This window comes from Neorhizobium sp. LjRoot104 (assembly GCF_964253725.1).
Classification (GTDB): domain Bacteria; phylum Pseudomonadota; class Alphaproteobacteria; order Rhizobiales; family Rhizobiaceae; genus Neorhizobium.
On sequence record NZ_CAXURS020000001.1, the window covers coordinates 1,949,778 to 1,963,225 of the forward strand.

The following is a 13,448-nucleotide window of genomic DNA, read 5'->3' on the forward strand; positions in this document are numbered from 1 at the left end:
TAGAAGCCGCGTCTTAATTAGTGGCGTTCCGTGTCGGAGAATGCCGGGTAGTTGTCAATAAGCGCGGCCACGATCTTGCCGAAACCGATGCCAAGCGAAGATTTCACCATCACCACGTCGCCCGGCACCACCGAGCGCACTGCGTATTCGGCGAGATCCGCCGTTTTTTCGAAATACGTTACTTGGACGTTTGCCGGCAGCGATTCCTTGAGTGCCGCCATTTCTTTTCCTGCCAGCCAGACATGCTCGATGCCGGCGGCAAGCAGCGGGCCGGCCAGTTCCTCATGCACCTTGGCGGAGAATTCGCCCATTTCCAGCATGTCGCCGAGAACCGCGATCCGCCGGCCGGTCAGGTCCGGCGTAGCCGAGGCAAGCAGCGCGATCGCCGCGCGCATCGAGGCCGGGTTGGCATTGTAGCTCTCGTCGATCAGCGTCAGATGGCCTTCGCCGATGCCAAGCCGGTGGCGTTCGCCCCTGCCCTTGACCGGCTTCAGCGCCGCAAGCGCCGCCATGGCGCCGGCCATGTCCGCGCCGACCAGCAGGCAGGCGCCGAGAACCGCCATCGCGTTTTCGGCGATATGCCGGCCGGGAGCGCCGATATGGACTTCCGACGTCTCGCCGTTCAGCACCGCCCAGACGACCGAGTTATCGGCATTGCCCTCGAAATCCGCCAGCCGGAAATCCGCCTTGGCATGCTGGCCGAAGGTGTGGATATGCGAGACCCCCGCCTCCTGCGCCTTTTTCTGCAGAAAGCCGAACTGCTTGATGTCGCGGTTGAGGATCGCCGAACCGCCGGACTCCAGGCCTTCGAAGATCTCGGCCTTGGCGGCGGCGATTTCCTCGAGGTTCTTGAAATGGCCGAGATGGGCGGCCGCGATCGTGGTGATCATCACCACATGCGGGCGCACCATCTTCACCAGCGGGCGGATCTCGTCCGGGTGGTTCATGCCGATCTCGAAGACGCCGAAATCGGTATCCTCCGGCATGCGGGCGAGCGTCAGCGGCACGCCCCAGTGATTGTTGAACGAGGCGACGGCGGCATGCACCTTTCCGGAAGGCGCCAGCGCATGCCGCAGCATTTCCTTGGTGGTCGTCTTGCCGACCGAACCGGTCACCGCAACGATACGGGCTCTGCTGCGTTCGCGCGCCGCAAGCGCCAATTTTCCAAGCGCGGCAAGCACGTCCTCGACGACGATCATCGGCACTGTCAATTTGCCGAGCGCCGGCAGTTTCGCCTCGTTGACGACGATCAGCGTCGCGCCGTTCGCAACCGCGAGGCTGGCATAATCATGACCGTCGACGCGGTCGCCCTTGATGGCGAAGAAAGCCTCGTCCTGGCCGATGGAGCGGCTGTCGATCGAGATGCCGGTAATGCCCGCCGGAAGCGCACCGATCGGGCGGCCACCCATGGCAGCCGTCAGATCCTCGGATGTCCATAGCCAGCTCACGGTTTCAACTCCTCCAGCGCCTTGCGGACCTCGACGTGATCGGAAAACGGCAGGACCGTCGTGCCGATCGTCTGGCCGTGTTCATGGCCCTTGCCGGCAACGATCAACGTATCGCCCGACTGCAGCATACTGACTGCCTCGCGGATCGCGTTCGCCCGGTCGCCGATCTCGATCGCGCCCGGAGCCGCTGCCAGGATTTCGGAACGAATGACTTCGGGAACCTCGGAGCGCGGATTGTCGTCGGTGACGATGACGATATCGGCGAGCCTCGTCGCCACGTCGCCCATGATCGGCCGCTTGCCCTTGTCCCGGTCGCCGCCGCAGCCGAACACCACGATGACGCGGCCGGTGGTGAAGGGCCGGACGGAAGCCAGCACGTTTTCCAGCGCGTCGGGCTTGTGGGCATAATCCACATAGGCAAGCGCGCCGTCCTTCGTCTGGCCGATCAGTTCGAGGCGACCCGAGGCGCCGACCAGCTTTTCGAGCGCTGACATGGCAACGGCGGCCGGAACCCCGGTCGACATGGCAAGCCCTGCCGCGACCAGCGCATTCGACACCTGGAAATCACCCGCGAGCGGAATATCGACTTCGAAGATCTGGTCGCCGATGTGGATCTCCGCCATCTGCTTGTGGCGGAAATGCTCGACCCGCTTGAGGCAGAGATAGTCGCCCCTTCGGCCAACCGTGCGGACGTCGAGGTCGGCAACCGTCGCCACCCGCATCGCTTCTTCCGACCAGGCGTCATCGGCGAAGATGACGGCCGGCGAGCCCTTCGGCATCAGCGTATCGAAAAGCCGCATCTTGGCGGCCATGTAGCTCTCGATCGTCGGATGGTAATCCATGTGGTCGCGGCCGAGATTGGTAAAGCCGGCTGCGGAAAGACGCACGCCATCGATCCGGCTCTGGTCGAGGCCGTGGCTGGAAGCTTCCATCGCGGCATGGGTAACGCCTTCGGCAGCCAGTTCCGCCAGCAACTGCTGCAGTTCGACCGGATCCGGCGTGGTCAGCGTTCCGTAGTCGTTGCGCGTGGGCGAGACGACGCCGGTCGTGCCGATCTGGGCAGCAGGATGGCCGGCATGCGCCCAGATCTGGCGGGTGAACGACGCGACGGAGGTCTTGCCGGCGGTGCCTGTGACGGCGACCATGGTTTCCGGCTGTGCACCGTAGAAGCGGGCGGCGGCAAGCGCCAGCAGCCGGCGCGGATTGGAAACAGCAAGGACGGGAATGCCCGCCTCCGCCACATGCCCCGCAATCGCCGCGACCGCGCCTCGCGCGGCGGCATCGCCGATATAGCTCGAACCATCCGCCCTGGTGCCTGCGAGCGCGGCAAACAACATGCCGGGCGTCACCTTGCGGCTGTCGGAAGTGAGGCCGGTCACATCGAGATCGCCCGCGGGCCCGGCCATCAGGTCGGATATTTCCGGGAAATCCCCTCCGGCGAGTTCTCGCAATTTCATCAGCTGATTGTCCATTCTGAGCGTCGTCCCCTCGATTCGTCCGCTCACGTTGTTATCGTTCAATAAGACACAAGCAGGGCAGAACCGTCATTGCCGAATTTCGGCTTTACACCGAGAATGGGCGCAGCGCGGGTAATGATCTCCTTGACCATCGGAGCGGCCGATGTCGCCGCAAGAGCCGCGCCATTGCCTTTCTCGGTCTTCGGTTCGTCGCAGAACGTCAGGACGACGTATTGCGGATTGTCCATCGGGAAGGCCGCGAGGAAGGCGTTGAAGTTCTTGTCATGGGCGTAGCGTCCGTTGACCACCTTGTCGGCCGTCCCGGTCTTGCCGCCGACGTTGAAGCCTGCGACGCGCGCGTTTCTGCCCGATCCGTTGACGCCGTTCCATTCAAACAGGAAGCGCATGTCCTTGCTGGTCGAGGGCTTGAGCACCTGGGTCGCGATCTTGTCGGCTTCCGCGCGGTCGCGGGGCAGGAAGGTCGGCGGGATGTATTTTCCGCCGTTGACGAGTGCCGCACCGGCAACCGCCGTCTGCAGCGGCGTTGTCGAGACACCATGGCCGAAGGAAATGGTGACCGAGTTGATCTTCTTCCATTCGCGCGGCTGGCTCGGAGTGGCGACTTCCGGAAGCTCGGTATGCATTTTCGTGAGCAGGCCGAGCTTGGTCAGGAAATCCTTGTGGCCTTCGATGCCCACCGTATCGGCAATCTTGGCGGTGCCGATATTGGACGAATACTGGAAGATCTCCGGAACGCTCAGCACGCGACCCTTGCCGTGGAAATCCTTGATGGTGAAGCCGCCGATGCGGATCGGGAACCGCGCATCGAACGTGCTCTGAAGGTTCACCTTGCCGGAATCGAGACCCATGGCGATGGTGAAGGACTTGAAGGTGGAACCCATTTCGAACGTCCCGTTCGACATGCGGTTGAACCAGCCCTCCTCGCCGCCTTCGGCCGGATTGTTGGGATCGAAATCGGGCGCTGACGCCATGGCGACGATTTCGCCGGTATGGACGTCGAGAACGACCGCGCCCGCGCCGATCGAGCTGTATTTACCGATCGCCTCGGACACCACGTCGCGAACGATCGACTGGACACGCAGGTCGATGGACAGCTTGACCGGCTCCAGCGGCTGGCTGGACGTCATGCCGACGGCCGCGAGATCCGCAAGGCCCTGGTTGTCGACGTAACGCTCCATGCCGGCGACGCCGCGGTTGTCGATATTGACGTAACCGACGACATGCGCGGCCGTCGGGCCGCCCGGATAGAAGCGGCGCTTCTCGGGCCGGAAACCGATGCCCGGAATGCCGAGCGCCAGGATCTGGCTCTGCTGCTTCGGGGTCAGCTGGCGGCGCAGCCATTGGAAGCGCGAGTTCGAGGTGAGCTTCGAATAGGTGCCCTTGACGTCGAGATCGTTCAGCACCGTCCCGAGCTTCTCGATCACCTCGTCGGCATCGATGATCTTGTTGGGCTCGGCAAACAGCGAAACCGTGCGGATGTCGGTCGCCAGAACCGCGCCGTTGCGATCGACGAGGTCGGGACGCGAAGCCAGAAGCCGGTCCGCCGGCAGGATGCTCGACGTCGTCATCGGCTGCGCCACGCCATATTGCATCAGGCGGCCGCCGATAACGCAGTAGAAGGCCGTGAAGCCGGCGATCAGCAGGCCGACCCGGTTTTTCGCCTGGGCGGACTTGCGCTTGCGGGTCCCTTCGAAGGACGCCTTCTCGGAGCCGCGGCCACGGCTGCCGGACGAGAAATGCGCACGGCTCTTGACGATCATGATGCGGGACAGGAAAGACATCAGCGTTTCACCGATCCTGTGGAAATGACTTCGATGGGACCTCGCCGCAGCGGCACGGGAATTCTGACGGCGGGCTTGGCCTTGGCGGCGGCAACACCCTTCAGCGCGGCGGCGACCTCGCTGTTCTTGCCGGCGATGATGTCCTCGATGGTCGTCTCGGGCTGCGGAAGCCGTGCCTTCGGCATCGGCAGCTCCTTCGGCATCGCAAGCTGGGTCGTCTCGGTCGGCGCGAGCGCCAGCTCGGAATTGTAGACGTTGATCAGCCGGTGTAGGCGGTTCGGCTGGGTCAGCAGGGCCCAGTCGGCCTTGAGCAGGTCGATCGTGTCCTTCTCCAGCTTGATTTCCGCTTCGAGCCGGTGAACCTCGTTGAGCTTCTCGTCGGCGCGGTGCTTGATCGAATAGGTGACGACGGCCGCTGCCGTCATCACGCCGATCAGGACAAGATCGAAGCTACGCAGCATGTATCAGGCTCCCATCTTGGCGAGGCTGGCGAGATCGGGCAGATCGAAAATCGACATGTCGGCGGCCCTCGGCGGGGCTTCCGTCCGGATGCCCGCGCGAAGCTTGGCGGAACGGGCACGCGGATTGAGCTCCGCCTCCTCGTCGCTCGCCGAGATCATAGACTTGCCGAGCGGGTCGAAGATCGCGGGCTTGACCTCGACCATCGGCAGGTGGCGCGAACCGGAGGCCTTGCCGGAACGATCGGCGAAGAACTGTTTGACGATCCGGTCTTCGAGCGAATGGAAGGTGACGACGACCAGCCGGCCGCCCGGCTTCAACGCCCGTTCGGCGGCGAACAGCGCCTGAGCGAGCTCGCCGAGTTCGTCGTTGACGAAGACCCGGAGCGCCTGGAAGACGCGGGTCGCCGGATGGATCTTGTCTTTGGCCTTGCGCGGATTGACCGTCTCGATGAGGTTGGCGAGTTCGCGCGTGGTGGTGAACGGTTCGGTCAGGCGGCGCTTCTCGATGGCGCGGGCAATACGGCCCGACTGCTTTTCCTCGCCGAGAAAACCGAAGATGCGGGTGAGATCGCCGACCTTGGCGCGATTGACGACATCGGCCGCCGAGACGCCGCTCGCCGACATGCGCATATCGAGAGGCCCGTTGCGCTGGAACGAGAAGCCGCGATCGGCCTCGTCGATCTGCATGGAGGAGACGCCGATATCGAGCACGATACCGTCGAGCCCGCCTTCCGGAGCGTGATCGGCAAGCTCGGAGAACTGCGAATGAATGAGGTGGAGACGGCCTTTGTGCGCATCGACCAGCGCCTTGCCGGCGGCGATCGCATTCGGATCGCGATCAAGCGCGATCACCTCGGCATCCGCGGCAAGGATCGCGGATGTATAACCGCCCGCCCCGAACGTGCCGTCGAGAATGATCTTGCCGGCCCGGGGCTCGAGTGCCTCGAGAACTTCCTTCAGAAGAACCGGAATGTGACGAACCGGTCCGCCTTCGGGCTCGGTTGTTCCGTCGCCTGGATTCGCCGCCATTCCGTTCCCCTGTCTTACGCGGGGCGCGAACCGAAGCGCCCCTCTCTCGCCGCCGCCTGCGCCTCGTGAAACGCCTGCGGTTGCCAAAGTTGAAAATGATCCGAGCGCCCTACGAAGGTAATATCCGAGCTGATTCCCGTGAAGTCGCGGATGAAATCCGTGACCATCAGCCGGCCCTCCGCATCGAGCCTCATGAAGACGCCGCCACCGTGAACGAGCAGCGACATCCGGTTCGCTTCCGGCGAAAACGGATCGACGGAGGCGATCTGCCGCTCGTAACGATCGAGCAGATCCGGCCCGCCGACGCTGATCGCCGGATAGGTGAAATCCTGGAGGCAATAAAGCTCCTGGATCCCGCGCTCCGAAAGGACCGCACGAAAACTCGCCGGAACGGAGACCCGCCCCTTCGCATCGATCCTGTTCGTCGCATTCGACAGGAAGCGGCTCATCACGCCAAACATCCGCCCCGTTATGGTTCTGGACGGAAGCCCGCCCACCCGTTGACACCACACCAAACATAGCTTCGCCCTCCGGATGGGCGGATATCCGCCCGGCCGCTGGACGACCGAAACTCTGGGATTGGCGGGCGCTCATTCGCCCTTGTGCAGTGCGATTTTGGGATACCATGGGACCATATGGGCGTCAATGGGAGAAGCCCCGCTAGCCACTCCCAAGCAGGATTTATTTATAAGCTGTTAAGTTTAACAAAGGGTTATTAGAAGAAGCGAAGAAACCGCCTTGGCAGTGTCCGGCAAGTCGGTTTGGGACACCCATTAAGCTGCGGAAAACAAAATAGCTTTCAGAAAGCCTCAAATAAAACTCAAGGCGCGAAATCGGCCTCCCGTCACGCCCGCCCCGCATCGGGTAGACGTACACACAATCGCGAGGAGGGGGATAAACGCCAGTTGGCCTGTAAGCCGGGTTCTGTATGGCCCCGGTGCAAGCACCGGAACGTGGCAGCCATTCATCTGGGACGATATTTGCATATCGCCTCACGCAACCCACCCGGATGACTGGCCCGGAAACAGGCTGTAGCCCGCGCTTTCGCTTGGACCCGCGTCATCCCTATTCGGTCTTGCTCCCGGTGGGGTTTACCTTGCCGCCGCTGTTACCAGAAGCGCGGTGGGCTCTTACCCCACCCTTTCACCCTTACCCCGCCAGCTCTGCCGCTTTGTCGAAGCGGTACAGCAAGCGGGGCGGTTTCCTTTCTGTGGCACTTTCCCTGGGGTCGCCCCCGCCGGACGTTATCCGGCACCGTGTTTCCGTGGAGCCCGGACTTTCCTCACCCTACCGCCTTTCGGCATTGGTAAAGCGCGGCTGCCCGGCCAACTGGCAGGGGTCACATAACCGACATGCGGAGCGAAAGCCATAGGCCAGGGTTGATTGATCAGAGATAATCGGCCCGGAAATCCGTCGGATAGGCGTCGTCCCGAATTTTCCCATGGAGGATCAACTCGGCGCCGAGCCGGCCGATCTCGTCGGAACTCTTCGCCGCCGCCCCGCAGCCGCCGCTGAGGACGCCGATCCGGGAGGCCCCGGTCATCGTAATCGCCGGATATCCGCTCGGTGTGAACGAGGTGACGCAGGCAGCCATGGAGGAGCGGGAGAGATCGAGTTCCGGCATCAGCCGCGTCATGATCTCGGTTAGCCGCGCCCGCGTGCTTTCGCGTCCGCCGGAGCGGAACCAGGCGCGGATGTCCGGCTCGGTCGGCAGCAGCAGATCGTCCGGATCGCCACCGATCTTCAGGTAGATCCTGCCGTCGGGATAGCGTACCGGCGGCAGCAGGTAGATGCCGTCCTCGCCCTCGCGCCATTTCCAGATCAGCGAAGGCACCCTGCCCCAGACATCCATCGCCGCCTCGTCGACCTCGAAGAAGGCGACGGTCCGGGCGTAGACTTCCAGATCAAGTCGCGCGCCCAGGAGATTCTCGTTGATGGAGAATCCGCCGGCCGCAACCAGCACTTTTTCGGCGCAGTAGCTCTTTCCCTCGGCGGTCGTGACGGTGACGGAATCACCGTCCTGCCGCACGGAGGAAACCGTCTCCGGAATGATCGTCGCGCCCTGGCGCTCGGCAATCAGGGCCTGCGCCTTCACCAGCCGGCGCGGATTGATGTGCCCGGCATTCTTCGGTTCCCAGACGCCCTCGCTCTCCCTGGGGAAGGAGAAGAAGCCGAATCGGCCGCCAAGATCCGCATCCGACAGCGTCTCGGTCGAAACGCCGAGCTTGTCCGCCGCCTCGAGGACATTGCCGACATAAGACGGCCCGCCGCCGCGCTTGGGGCCAACCAGCAGGCAACCCGATTCGGAATAGAAATCCACGCCGCTCGCGCGCGCGATCTCGCCGTAACGTTCGATCGAACGGTTGGCGAGGCGCGCCCACACGGGATCGGGATCGATCGTCCGGGTGATGCGCGCCTCGTCGTAGTGGCTGGCAAAGACGCCGTCATGGCGCCCGTAGTCCGCCGGCTCACCGGGACCGACCAACGCAACACCGTCGGTCCATTTCGAGAGGTAGCGGGCCGCCGCAGCGCCCATCATGCCCCTCCCGATCACGATAAATCTGAACCGCTCCGTCATGCCCTCGCCTTTCGATTCCACCGGCCGAAATGTCTTATCCTGGAGACACTTCTAGCCGTTTTCGGAATCAGAATGCCACAGGCGAAAGCGACGCAGTCTGTTCGGCGGTCTGTTCGGCGGTCTCGATGACCGCCTGGACCCGATTGCAGTAACGCTTGGAAACCGGGTTCATACGCTTGGCGCCGTGGCCGGCATTGTATTTGAGGATGGTGCCGCAGATCTTGCCGCCACCGAGCTCATGGGCGCCGGCCAGATATTTCATGCCGTAACGGATATTTGTCTCAGGATCGTAGAGACCGTAGTCCGGTCCCCGGTACCCCATCAGCCTTGCCGTAGCCGGCTTGATCTGCATCAGCCCGATCTCGCCGGCACTGCCCTTGACGGTCGGCCGAAAATTGCTCTCGATCTGCACCACGGCCAATGCGATCTCCTCCGGAACATCATATTCGTCCGCATATTTCGAGATCAGCTGAGAATAATGAAGCTGCCGAACGAGCCGTCTTGCTTCGTCCGTGGGCGCGGCAAAACCGGTTTCGCGCGTTTCCCATGGAATGATCAGGGGCTTGGTATAGACATTGACGCTGTCGTCTTCAGCGCGCACGAGTTCGGTTCCCGCGACCAGCATGGCAAGGCCAGCCGCGACAGCAACAATCATAGTATTCATGTAGGTGAAGTGTCTCCGGACCAACAGGAACCGCGGGCGTGGTTACGCAAACACCCTCTCAGCGCGTCGCCGGATTGACGGCGCGATGTTTCACGAATCCTGGTCGTTTATCTCTGCAACCCCCGTCCAACATGGCGGCTGCCGTTCGCGGGTCCTTTAGACCGGGCTAATAAGGAGATGATGTGGCACTGCAAAATTTTACGATTTGAACGCGGAACCAAACAGTCTCGGGAGACATTCGGACTAGGTGAATTTCGGCAACGATTTGAGCAGCCGATGAAGCGTGTCGATCGTCGAAAAATCGGCTATCCCATCCACGAGCTGCGGCCGGAAATGGCGCTGGAAAGCTTCCACCACGCCCTTCGTGCGCTCGCAGAAATTACCGGTGATTTCAATTCCGTAGCCATAGAGCGACAGCATCGACTGCAATGCCTCGATGGGTTGGCCGCTCTCGCCGAACTGGAAAAACCGCCCGCCGCCGATTTGCGCTGGATCGATCCAGTGGCCCACGCCGTCAAGGTGCAATTTTTCCCAGGGGAAATTTTCGCCCGGATCGACCTTGCGGATCGGGGCGACATCCGAGTGCCCGAGCACCCTTTCAGGCCGGATTTGCCACCTTTGGCCGCAATCGCGACACAATTCGACGACCGCCTCGATCTGCACGGACGGATATTCCGGCAGGCCTCCGGGATGCCCCGGATTGGCGATCTCGATGCCGATCGAACAGGAATTGATGTCGCTCTCGCCGCCCCATGAGCTCTTGCCGGCATGCCAGGCACGACGCTCCTCCGGCACGAGCTGCACGACGCGCCCGTCCTCGTGGATGAAATAATGACTGGAGACCTGGCTTTCCTCGTTGCAGAGCCAGGAGAGTGCCTGATCACCGCTGGGCATGCCCGTATAATGCAGAATGATCATGTCGGGCCTGCGCCCGCCGGCACGCTCACCATGGTTTGGGGAAGGCCTTACCATCGCGCCGGCATAATCGGCGTTGAACGTCATGCGGCGCGGCGCTCTTTCTCGATCGCCGAATATGCGGCGTTGAGTGCCGCCATGCGTTCATTGGCAGCGGCATGCAGAGAAGCCGGAACGCCGCGGGCGATCAGTCTGTCCGGATGATGCTCGGACACCAGCAGGCGGTACTGCTTGCGGATCTTTGCAAAATCGTCTTCCGGCGAAACGCCGAGCACCAGATAGGGATCGCGGCCGTCGAGATGCACGTGCCGCGCCATGATGCGGCGGAAATGCCCTTCGTCGATGTGGAAGATTTCGGCGATGCGGAAAAGGAAGGCAAGCTCCGCCTCATGCACAAGGCCGTCCGCCTTGGCGATATGGAACAGGCCGTCGACGACGTTTTCCAGCATCGGGCAATTATGAGCCTTGCCGGCACCCGGGCTGCACAGGCCGGCCAGCTTCGTCGCATAAGCTTCGTAACCCGCGACGTCCTGACGCGCGAGGTTATAGAGGCGCGCGACGTTGCGGGCTTCCTCGTCGGGAAAGTCGAAGATCTGCTGGAAGGCCTTCACCTCGGCCTCGCTGACGATACCGTCGGCCTTGGCCATCTTCGCCGAAAGCGCGATGATGGCGACCGAGAAGGATACCTGCCGGCGCGTTTCCGGATCGCCCTCGAACGTCGTGCGGATCGCCTCGACGACGCCGCTGAGCGCGTTGCCCGCAGCGTCGCCCACGGCGCCGAGAAGCCGTTCCCAGAGGGAGGAAAAGTGAAGGCAGGCAAAATCCCAGATCATGAGCGCAGTGGACCAGATTACAGTTGGGATTGCAAGGCGACCGACGGTCCGTCTCAGATTAAACTATGTTCATGTTTTCCGAACAATCACCGGCGCTCACAGACAGGTTACCCTGCGCTTCGGGACAATTGGGAAGCCTCCGGATTTCCTTTTCCACAGGCGGGACCCGAGGCGCCGCGGCGGTTGAATCGATTATATTAGGCTCTCCTGTGCCAAAGAGTCGAAGCTGCGGTTTTTCTTGAGAAATTCACTTTACAGGGGCCGGTCTCTGTCGCATCCATTCCAGCGGTTTTGAACTGTACGCGGGCATGCGCGTGAAGGAGGATCGATGGCCAAACAGAAAGTAGCAATGCTGACCGCAGGGGGCCTCGCGCCCTGTCTGTCCTCCGCCGTCGGAGGCCTGATCGAGCGCTACAACGACGTCGCGCCTGATATCGAGATGGTCGCCTATCGTTCCGGTTATCAGGGTGTCCTGCTCGGCGACCGCATCGAAATCACCAGGGACATGCGCGAAAAGGCCCATTTGCTTCACCGCTACGGCGGTTCGCCGATCGGCAACAGCCGCGTCAAGCTCACCAATGCCGCAGACTGCGTCAAGCGCGGCCTCGTCAAGGAAGGCGAGAACCCGCTTCGCGTTGCCGCCGACAGGCTGGCAGCCGATGGGATCACCATCCTTCACACGATCGGCGGCGACGACACCAACACGACGGCCGCCGACCTCGCCGCCTATCTCGGCGCCAACGGCTACGATCTGACCGTCGTCGGCCTGCCGAAGACCGTCGACAACGACATCGTGCCGATCCGCCAGTCGCTCGGCGCCTGGACGGCTGCCGAAGTCGGCGCATACTTCTTTGACAACGTTTCCAACGAGCAGAGCGCCGCTCCTCGCACATTTGTGATTCACGAAGTGATGGGACGTCACTGCGGCTGGCTTACCGCCGCGACCGCGCGGGCCTATATTCAGAAGACCAAAGGCAATGAATATGTCGAGGGCTTCATGATGAACAGCGCGATGAAGAACATCGACGGTGTCTACCTGCCGGAGATGGCTTTCGACCTGGACAAGGAGGCCGCGCGCCTCAAGGACGTCATGGACAAGCGCGGTTTCGTGACCTTGTTCGTTTCGGAAGGTGCCGGTCTCGATACGATCGTCGCCGAGCGGGAAGCCGCCGGCGAATCCGTCAAGCGCGACGCGTTCGGCCATGTTAAGATCGACTCGATCAATGTCGGCGGCTGGTTCCAGAAGCAGTTCGCGGCGCTGATCGGCGCCGATCGCTCGATGGTGCAGAAGTCCGGCTATTTCGCCCGCTCGGCGCCGGCAAACGGCGACGACCTGCGCCTCATCCAGGGCATGGTGGATCTGGCGGTCGAAAGCGCGCTCAACAAGGTTTCGGGCGTCACCGGCCACGACGAGGATCAGAACGGAAAACTGCGCACGATCGAATTTCCCAGAATCAAGGGTGGAAAACATTTCGATCTGACGGCAAAATGGTTCGGCGAAGTGATGGATCATATCGGCCAGCCCTTCGAAACGGCATGAGACAGGAAATTTGGCGGGCGCCATCCCTCGGCGTCCGGGAGGAAATGGAATGACGGCTGACATCTGGCTCGCTTTTGCTGCGACCGCGATCTTCCTCGCCCTCCTTCCGAGCCCTCTCGCCTGTCTGACTGCCAGTTTCTCACTCCAGCGCGGTCGCCGTACGGCGATCGCGACTGTCCCGGGGCTTGCCGCCGGAATGTCCGCGGCCCTGATCGTGGCGATGATCCCCATGGCCCTGATCGCCGTATACCTGCCCAAGTTCATGGACGTGATTTCCTGGGCAGGGCTCGGCTACCTGATGCTCTATGTGCTCTGGTCCTACCAGGACCCGCGAATCTCCGGCCCGATCGCCGACAACGACAATCTGCCGGAATGCCGGGCGGCGCGAATCTTCGGATGCCTGTTCGGCAAATCCGCCTTCCGGGCCCGTTATGCCTTCGTCCTTGCAGCGGTGCTTGCCCAGTTCGTCGATCCCGATCGGGCGCTGCTGCCCCAGCTTCTCGAAATGCAGGCGACCTTCCTTGTCTGCGCAGCCCTTGGAGCCGGGATTCACGTGCTTTTTCCGCGCCGCGTGCTCAGCCGCAGACGCCAGCCGGCCAACCTCAACTCCGCCTCGCGCAAGCCCCAGACCCGCTTCATTTCCCGCCGCGCCGTCACCGCCGGCTATCGCCGGATCGCCGCCTGACGTTCGCCGTCTTGCCGGACGCCGCCCAATAGGTTA

General features: G+C 62.5%; 12 protein-coding genes and 1 other RNA gene. 2 read left to right on the forward strand and 11 right to left on the reverse strand.

The features are described from left to right. Positions 1-17 precede the first annotated feature (17 nt). The 11 genes from ACSQ8R_RS09880 to ACSQ8R_RS09930 form a co-directional block, all read right to left on the reverse strand. On the reverse strand, positions 18-1,448 hold the full coding sequence (locus ACSQ8R_RS09880; RefSeq protein ID WP_436253177.1) for a UDP-N-acetylmuramoylalanyl-D-glutamyl-2,6-diaminopimelate--D-alanyl-D-alanine ligase: 1,431 nt from the start codon (positions 1,446-1,448) through the stop codon (positions 18-20). Next, the gene (locus ACSQ8R_RS09885; protein ID WP_436255431.1) at positions 1,445-2,905 is read right to left on the reverse strand and encodes a UDP-N-acetylmuramoyl-L-alanyl-D-glutamate--2,6-diaminopimelate ligase; all 1,461 of its coding nucleotides are present in this window, start codon (positions 2,903-2,905) and stop codon (positions 1,445-1,447) included. The genes ACSQ8R_RS09880 and ACSQ8R_RS09885 overlap by 4 nt, the downstream gene beginning before the upstream one ends. A gap of 59 nt (positions 2,906-2,964) precedes the next feature. Beyond that, the gene (locus ACSQ8R_RS09890; protein ID WP_436253178.1) at positions 2,965-4,707 is read right to left on the reverse strand and encodes a peptidoglycan D,D-transpeptidase FtsI family protein; all 1,743 of its coding nucleotides are present in this window, start codon (positions 4,705-4,707) and stop codon (positions 2,965-2,967) included. After that, complete coding sequence (ftsL, locus tag ACSQ8R_RS09895) at positions 4,707-5,168, reverse strand: cell division protein FtsL (RefSeq protein ID WP_436253179.1); 462 nt, start codon at positions 5,166-5,168, stop codon at positions 4,707-4,709. The genes ACSQ8R_RS09890 and ftsL overlap by 1 nt, the downstream gene beginning before the upstream one ends. 3 nt (positions 5,169-5,171) lie before the next feature. Further along, entirely contained in the window at positions 5,172-6,197 is a 1,026-nt protein-coding gene (rsmH, locus tag ACSQ8R_RS09900) for a 16S rRNA (cytosine(1402)-N(4))-methyltransferase RsmH (protein ID WP_436253180.1), read from the reverse strand. Positions 6,198-6,211: 14 nt separating this feature from the next. Then, complete coding sequence (gene mraZ / locus ACSQ8R_RS09905) at positions 6,212-6,646, reverse strand: division/cell wall cluster transcriptional repressor MraZ (protein ID WP_436255432.1); 435 nt, start codon at positions 6,644-6,646, stop codon at positions 6,212-6,214. Positions 6,647-7,094: 448 nt separating this feature from the next. After that, positions 7,095-7,530, reverse strand: an RNA gene (gene rnpB, locus ACSQ8R_RS09910) — RNase P RNA component class A. Between the two features lie 54 nt (positions 7,531-7,584). Continuing rightward, positions 7,585-8,775 carry an NAD(P)/FAD-dependent oxidoreductase gene (locus tag ACSQ8R_RS09915; protein WP_436253181.1) on the reverse strand — a complete coding sequence of 397 codons (1,191 nt, stop codon included), beginning with the start codon at positions 8,773-8,775 and terminating at the stop codon, positions 7,585-7,587. Between the two features lie 67 nt (positions 8,776-8,842). Next, the gene (locus ACSQ8R_RS09920) at positions 8,843-9,439 is read right to left on the reverse strand and encodes a lytic transglycosylase domain-containing protein (protein WP_436253182.1); all 597 of its coding nucleotides are present in this window, start codon (positions 9,437-9,439) and stop codon (positions 8,843-8,845) included. A gap of 243 nt (positions 9,440-9,682) precedes the next feature. Next, positions 9,683-10,441, reverse strand: a complete 759-nt coding sequence (locus ACSQ8R_RS09925) for an N-acetylmuramoyl-L-alanine amidase (RefSeq protein ID WP_436253183.1) — start codon at positions 10,439-10,441, stop codon at positions 9,683-9,685. Continuing rightward, positions 10,438-11,187: a TerB family tellurite resistance protein gene (locus tag ACSQ8R_RS09930; protein WP_436253184.1), complete on the reverse strand. Its 750-nt coding sequence runs from the start codon at positions 11,185-11,187 to the stop codon at positions 10,438-10,440. Before ACSQ8R_RS09930 ends, ACSQ8R_RS09925 begins: the two co-directional genes overlap by 4 nt. A 328-nt stretch (positions 11,188-11,515) precedes the next feature. Between ACSQ8R_RS09930 and ACSQ8R_RS09935 the strand changes: the two genes are divergently transcribed. Next, positions 11,516-12,727, forward strand: coding sequence for a pyrophosphate--fructose-6-phosphate 1-phosphotransferase (locus ACSQ8R_RS09935; RefSeq protein ID WP_436253185.1), 1,212 nt, complete (start codon positions 11,516-11,518; stop codon positions 12,725-12,727). Between the two features lie 49 nt (positions 12,728-12,776). Next, positions 12,777-13,412, forward strand: coding sequence for a LysE family translocator (locus tag ACSQ8R_RS09940; RefSeq protein ID WP_436253186.1), 636 nt, complete (start codon positions 12,777-12,779; stop codon positions 13,410-13,412). Positions 13,413-13,448: the final 36 nt, after the last annotated feature.

Excerpts from the sequence above, each read along its gene's own strand:
- ACSQ8R_RS09885 (WP_436255431.1), bottom strand. The coding sequence starts at position 2,905 with ATGAAATTGCGAGAACTCGCCGGAGGGGATTTCCCGGAAATATCCGAC.
- ACSQ8R_RS09890 (WP_436253178.1), bottom strand. The coding sequence starts at position 4,707 with ATGTCTTTCCTGTCCCGCATCATGATCGTCAAGAGCCGTGCGCATTTC.
- ftsL (WP_436253179.1), bottom strand. The coding sequence starts at position 5,168 with ATGCTGCGTAGCTTCGATCTTGTCCTGATCGGCGTGATGACGGCAGCG.
- rsmH (WP_436253180.1), bottom strand. The coding sequence starts at position 6,197 with ATGGCGGCGAATCCAGGCGACGGAACAACCGAGCCCGAAGGCGGACCG.
- mraZ (WP_436255432.1), bottom strand. The coding sequence starts at position 6,646 with ATGAGCCGCTTCCTGTCGAATGCGACGAACAGGATCGATGCGAAGGGG.
- ACSQ8R_RS09915 (WP_436253181.1), bottom strand. The coding sequence starts at position 8,775 with ATGACGGAGCGGTTCAGATTTATCGTGATCGGGAGGGGCATGATGGGC.
- ACSQ8R_RS09920 (WP_436253182.1), bottom strand. The coding sequence starts at position 9,439 with ATGAATACTATGATTGTTGCTGTCGCGGCTGGCCTTGCCATGCTGGTC.
- ACSQ8R_RS09925 (WP_436253183.1), bottom strand. The coding sequence starts at position 10,441 with ATGACGTTCAACGCCGATTATGCCGGCGCGATGGTAAGGCCTTCCCCA.
- ACSQ8R_RS09930 (WP_436253184.1), bottom strand. The coding sequence starts at position 11,187 with ATGATCTGGGATTTTGCCTGCCTTCACTTTTCCTCCCTCTGGGAACGG.
- ACSQ8R_RS09935 (WP_436253185.1), top strand. The coding sequence starts at position 11,516 with ATGGCCAAACAGAAAGTAGCAATGCTGACCGCAGGGGGCCTCGCGCCC.
- ACSQ8R_RS09940 (WP_436253186.1), top strand. The coding sequence starts at position 12,777 with ATGACGGCTGACATCTGGCTCGCTTTTGCTGCGACCGCGATCTTCCTC.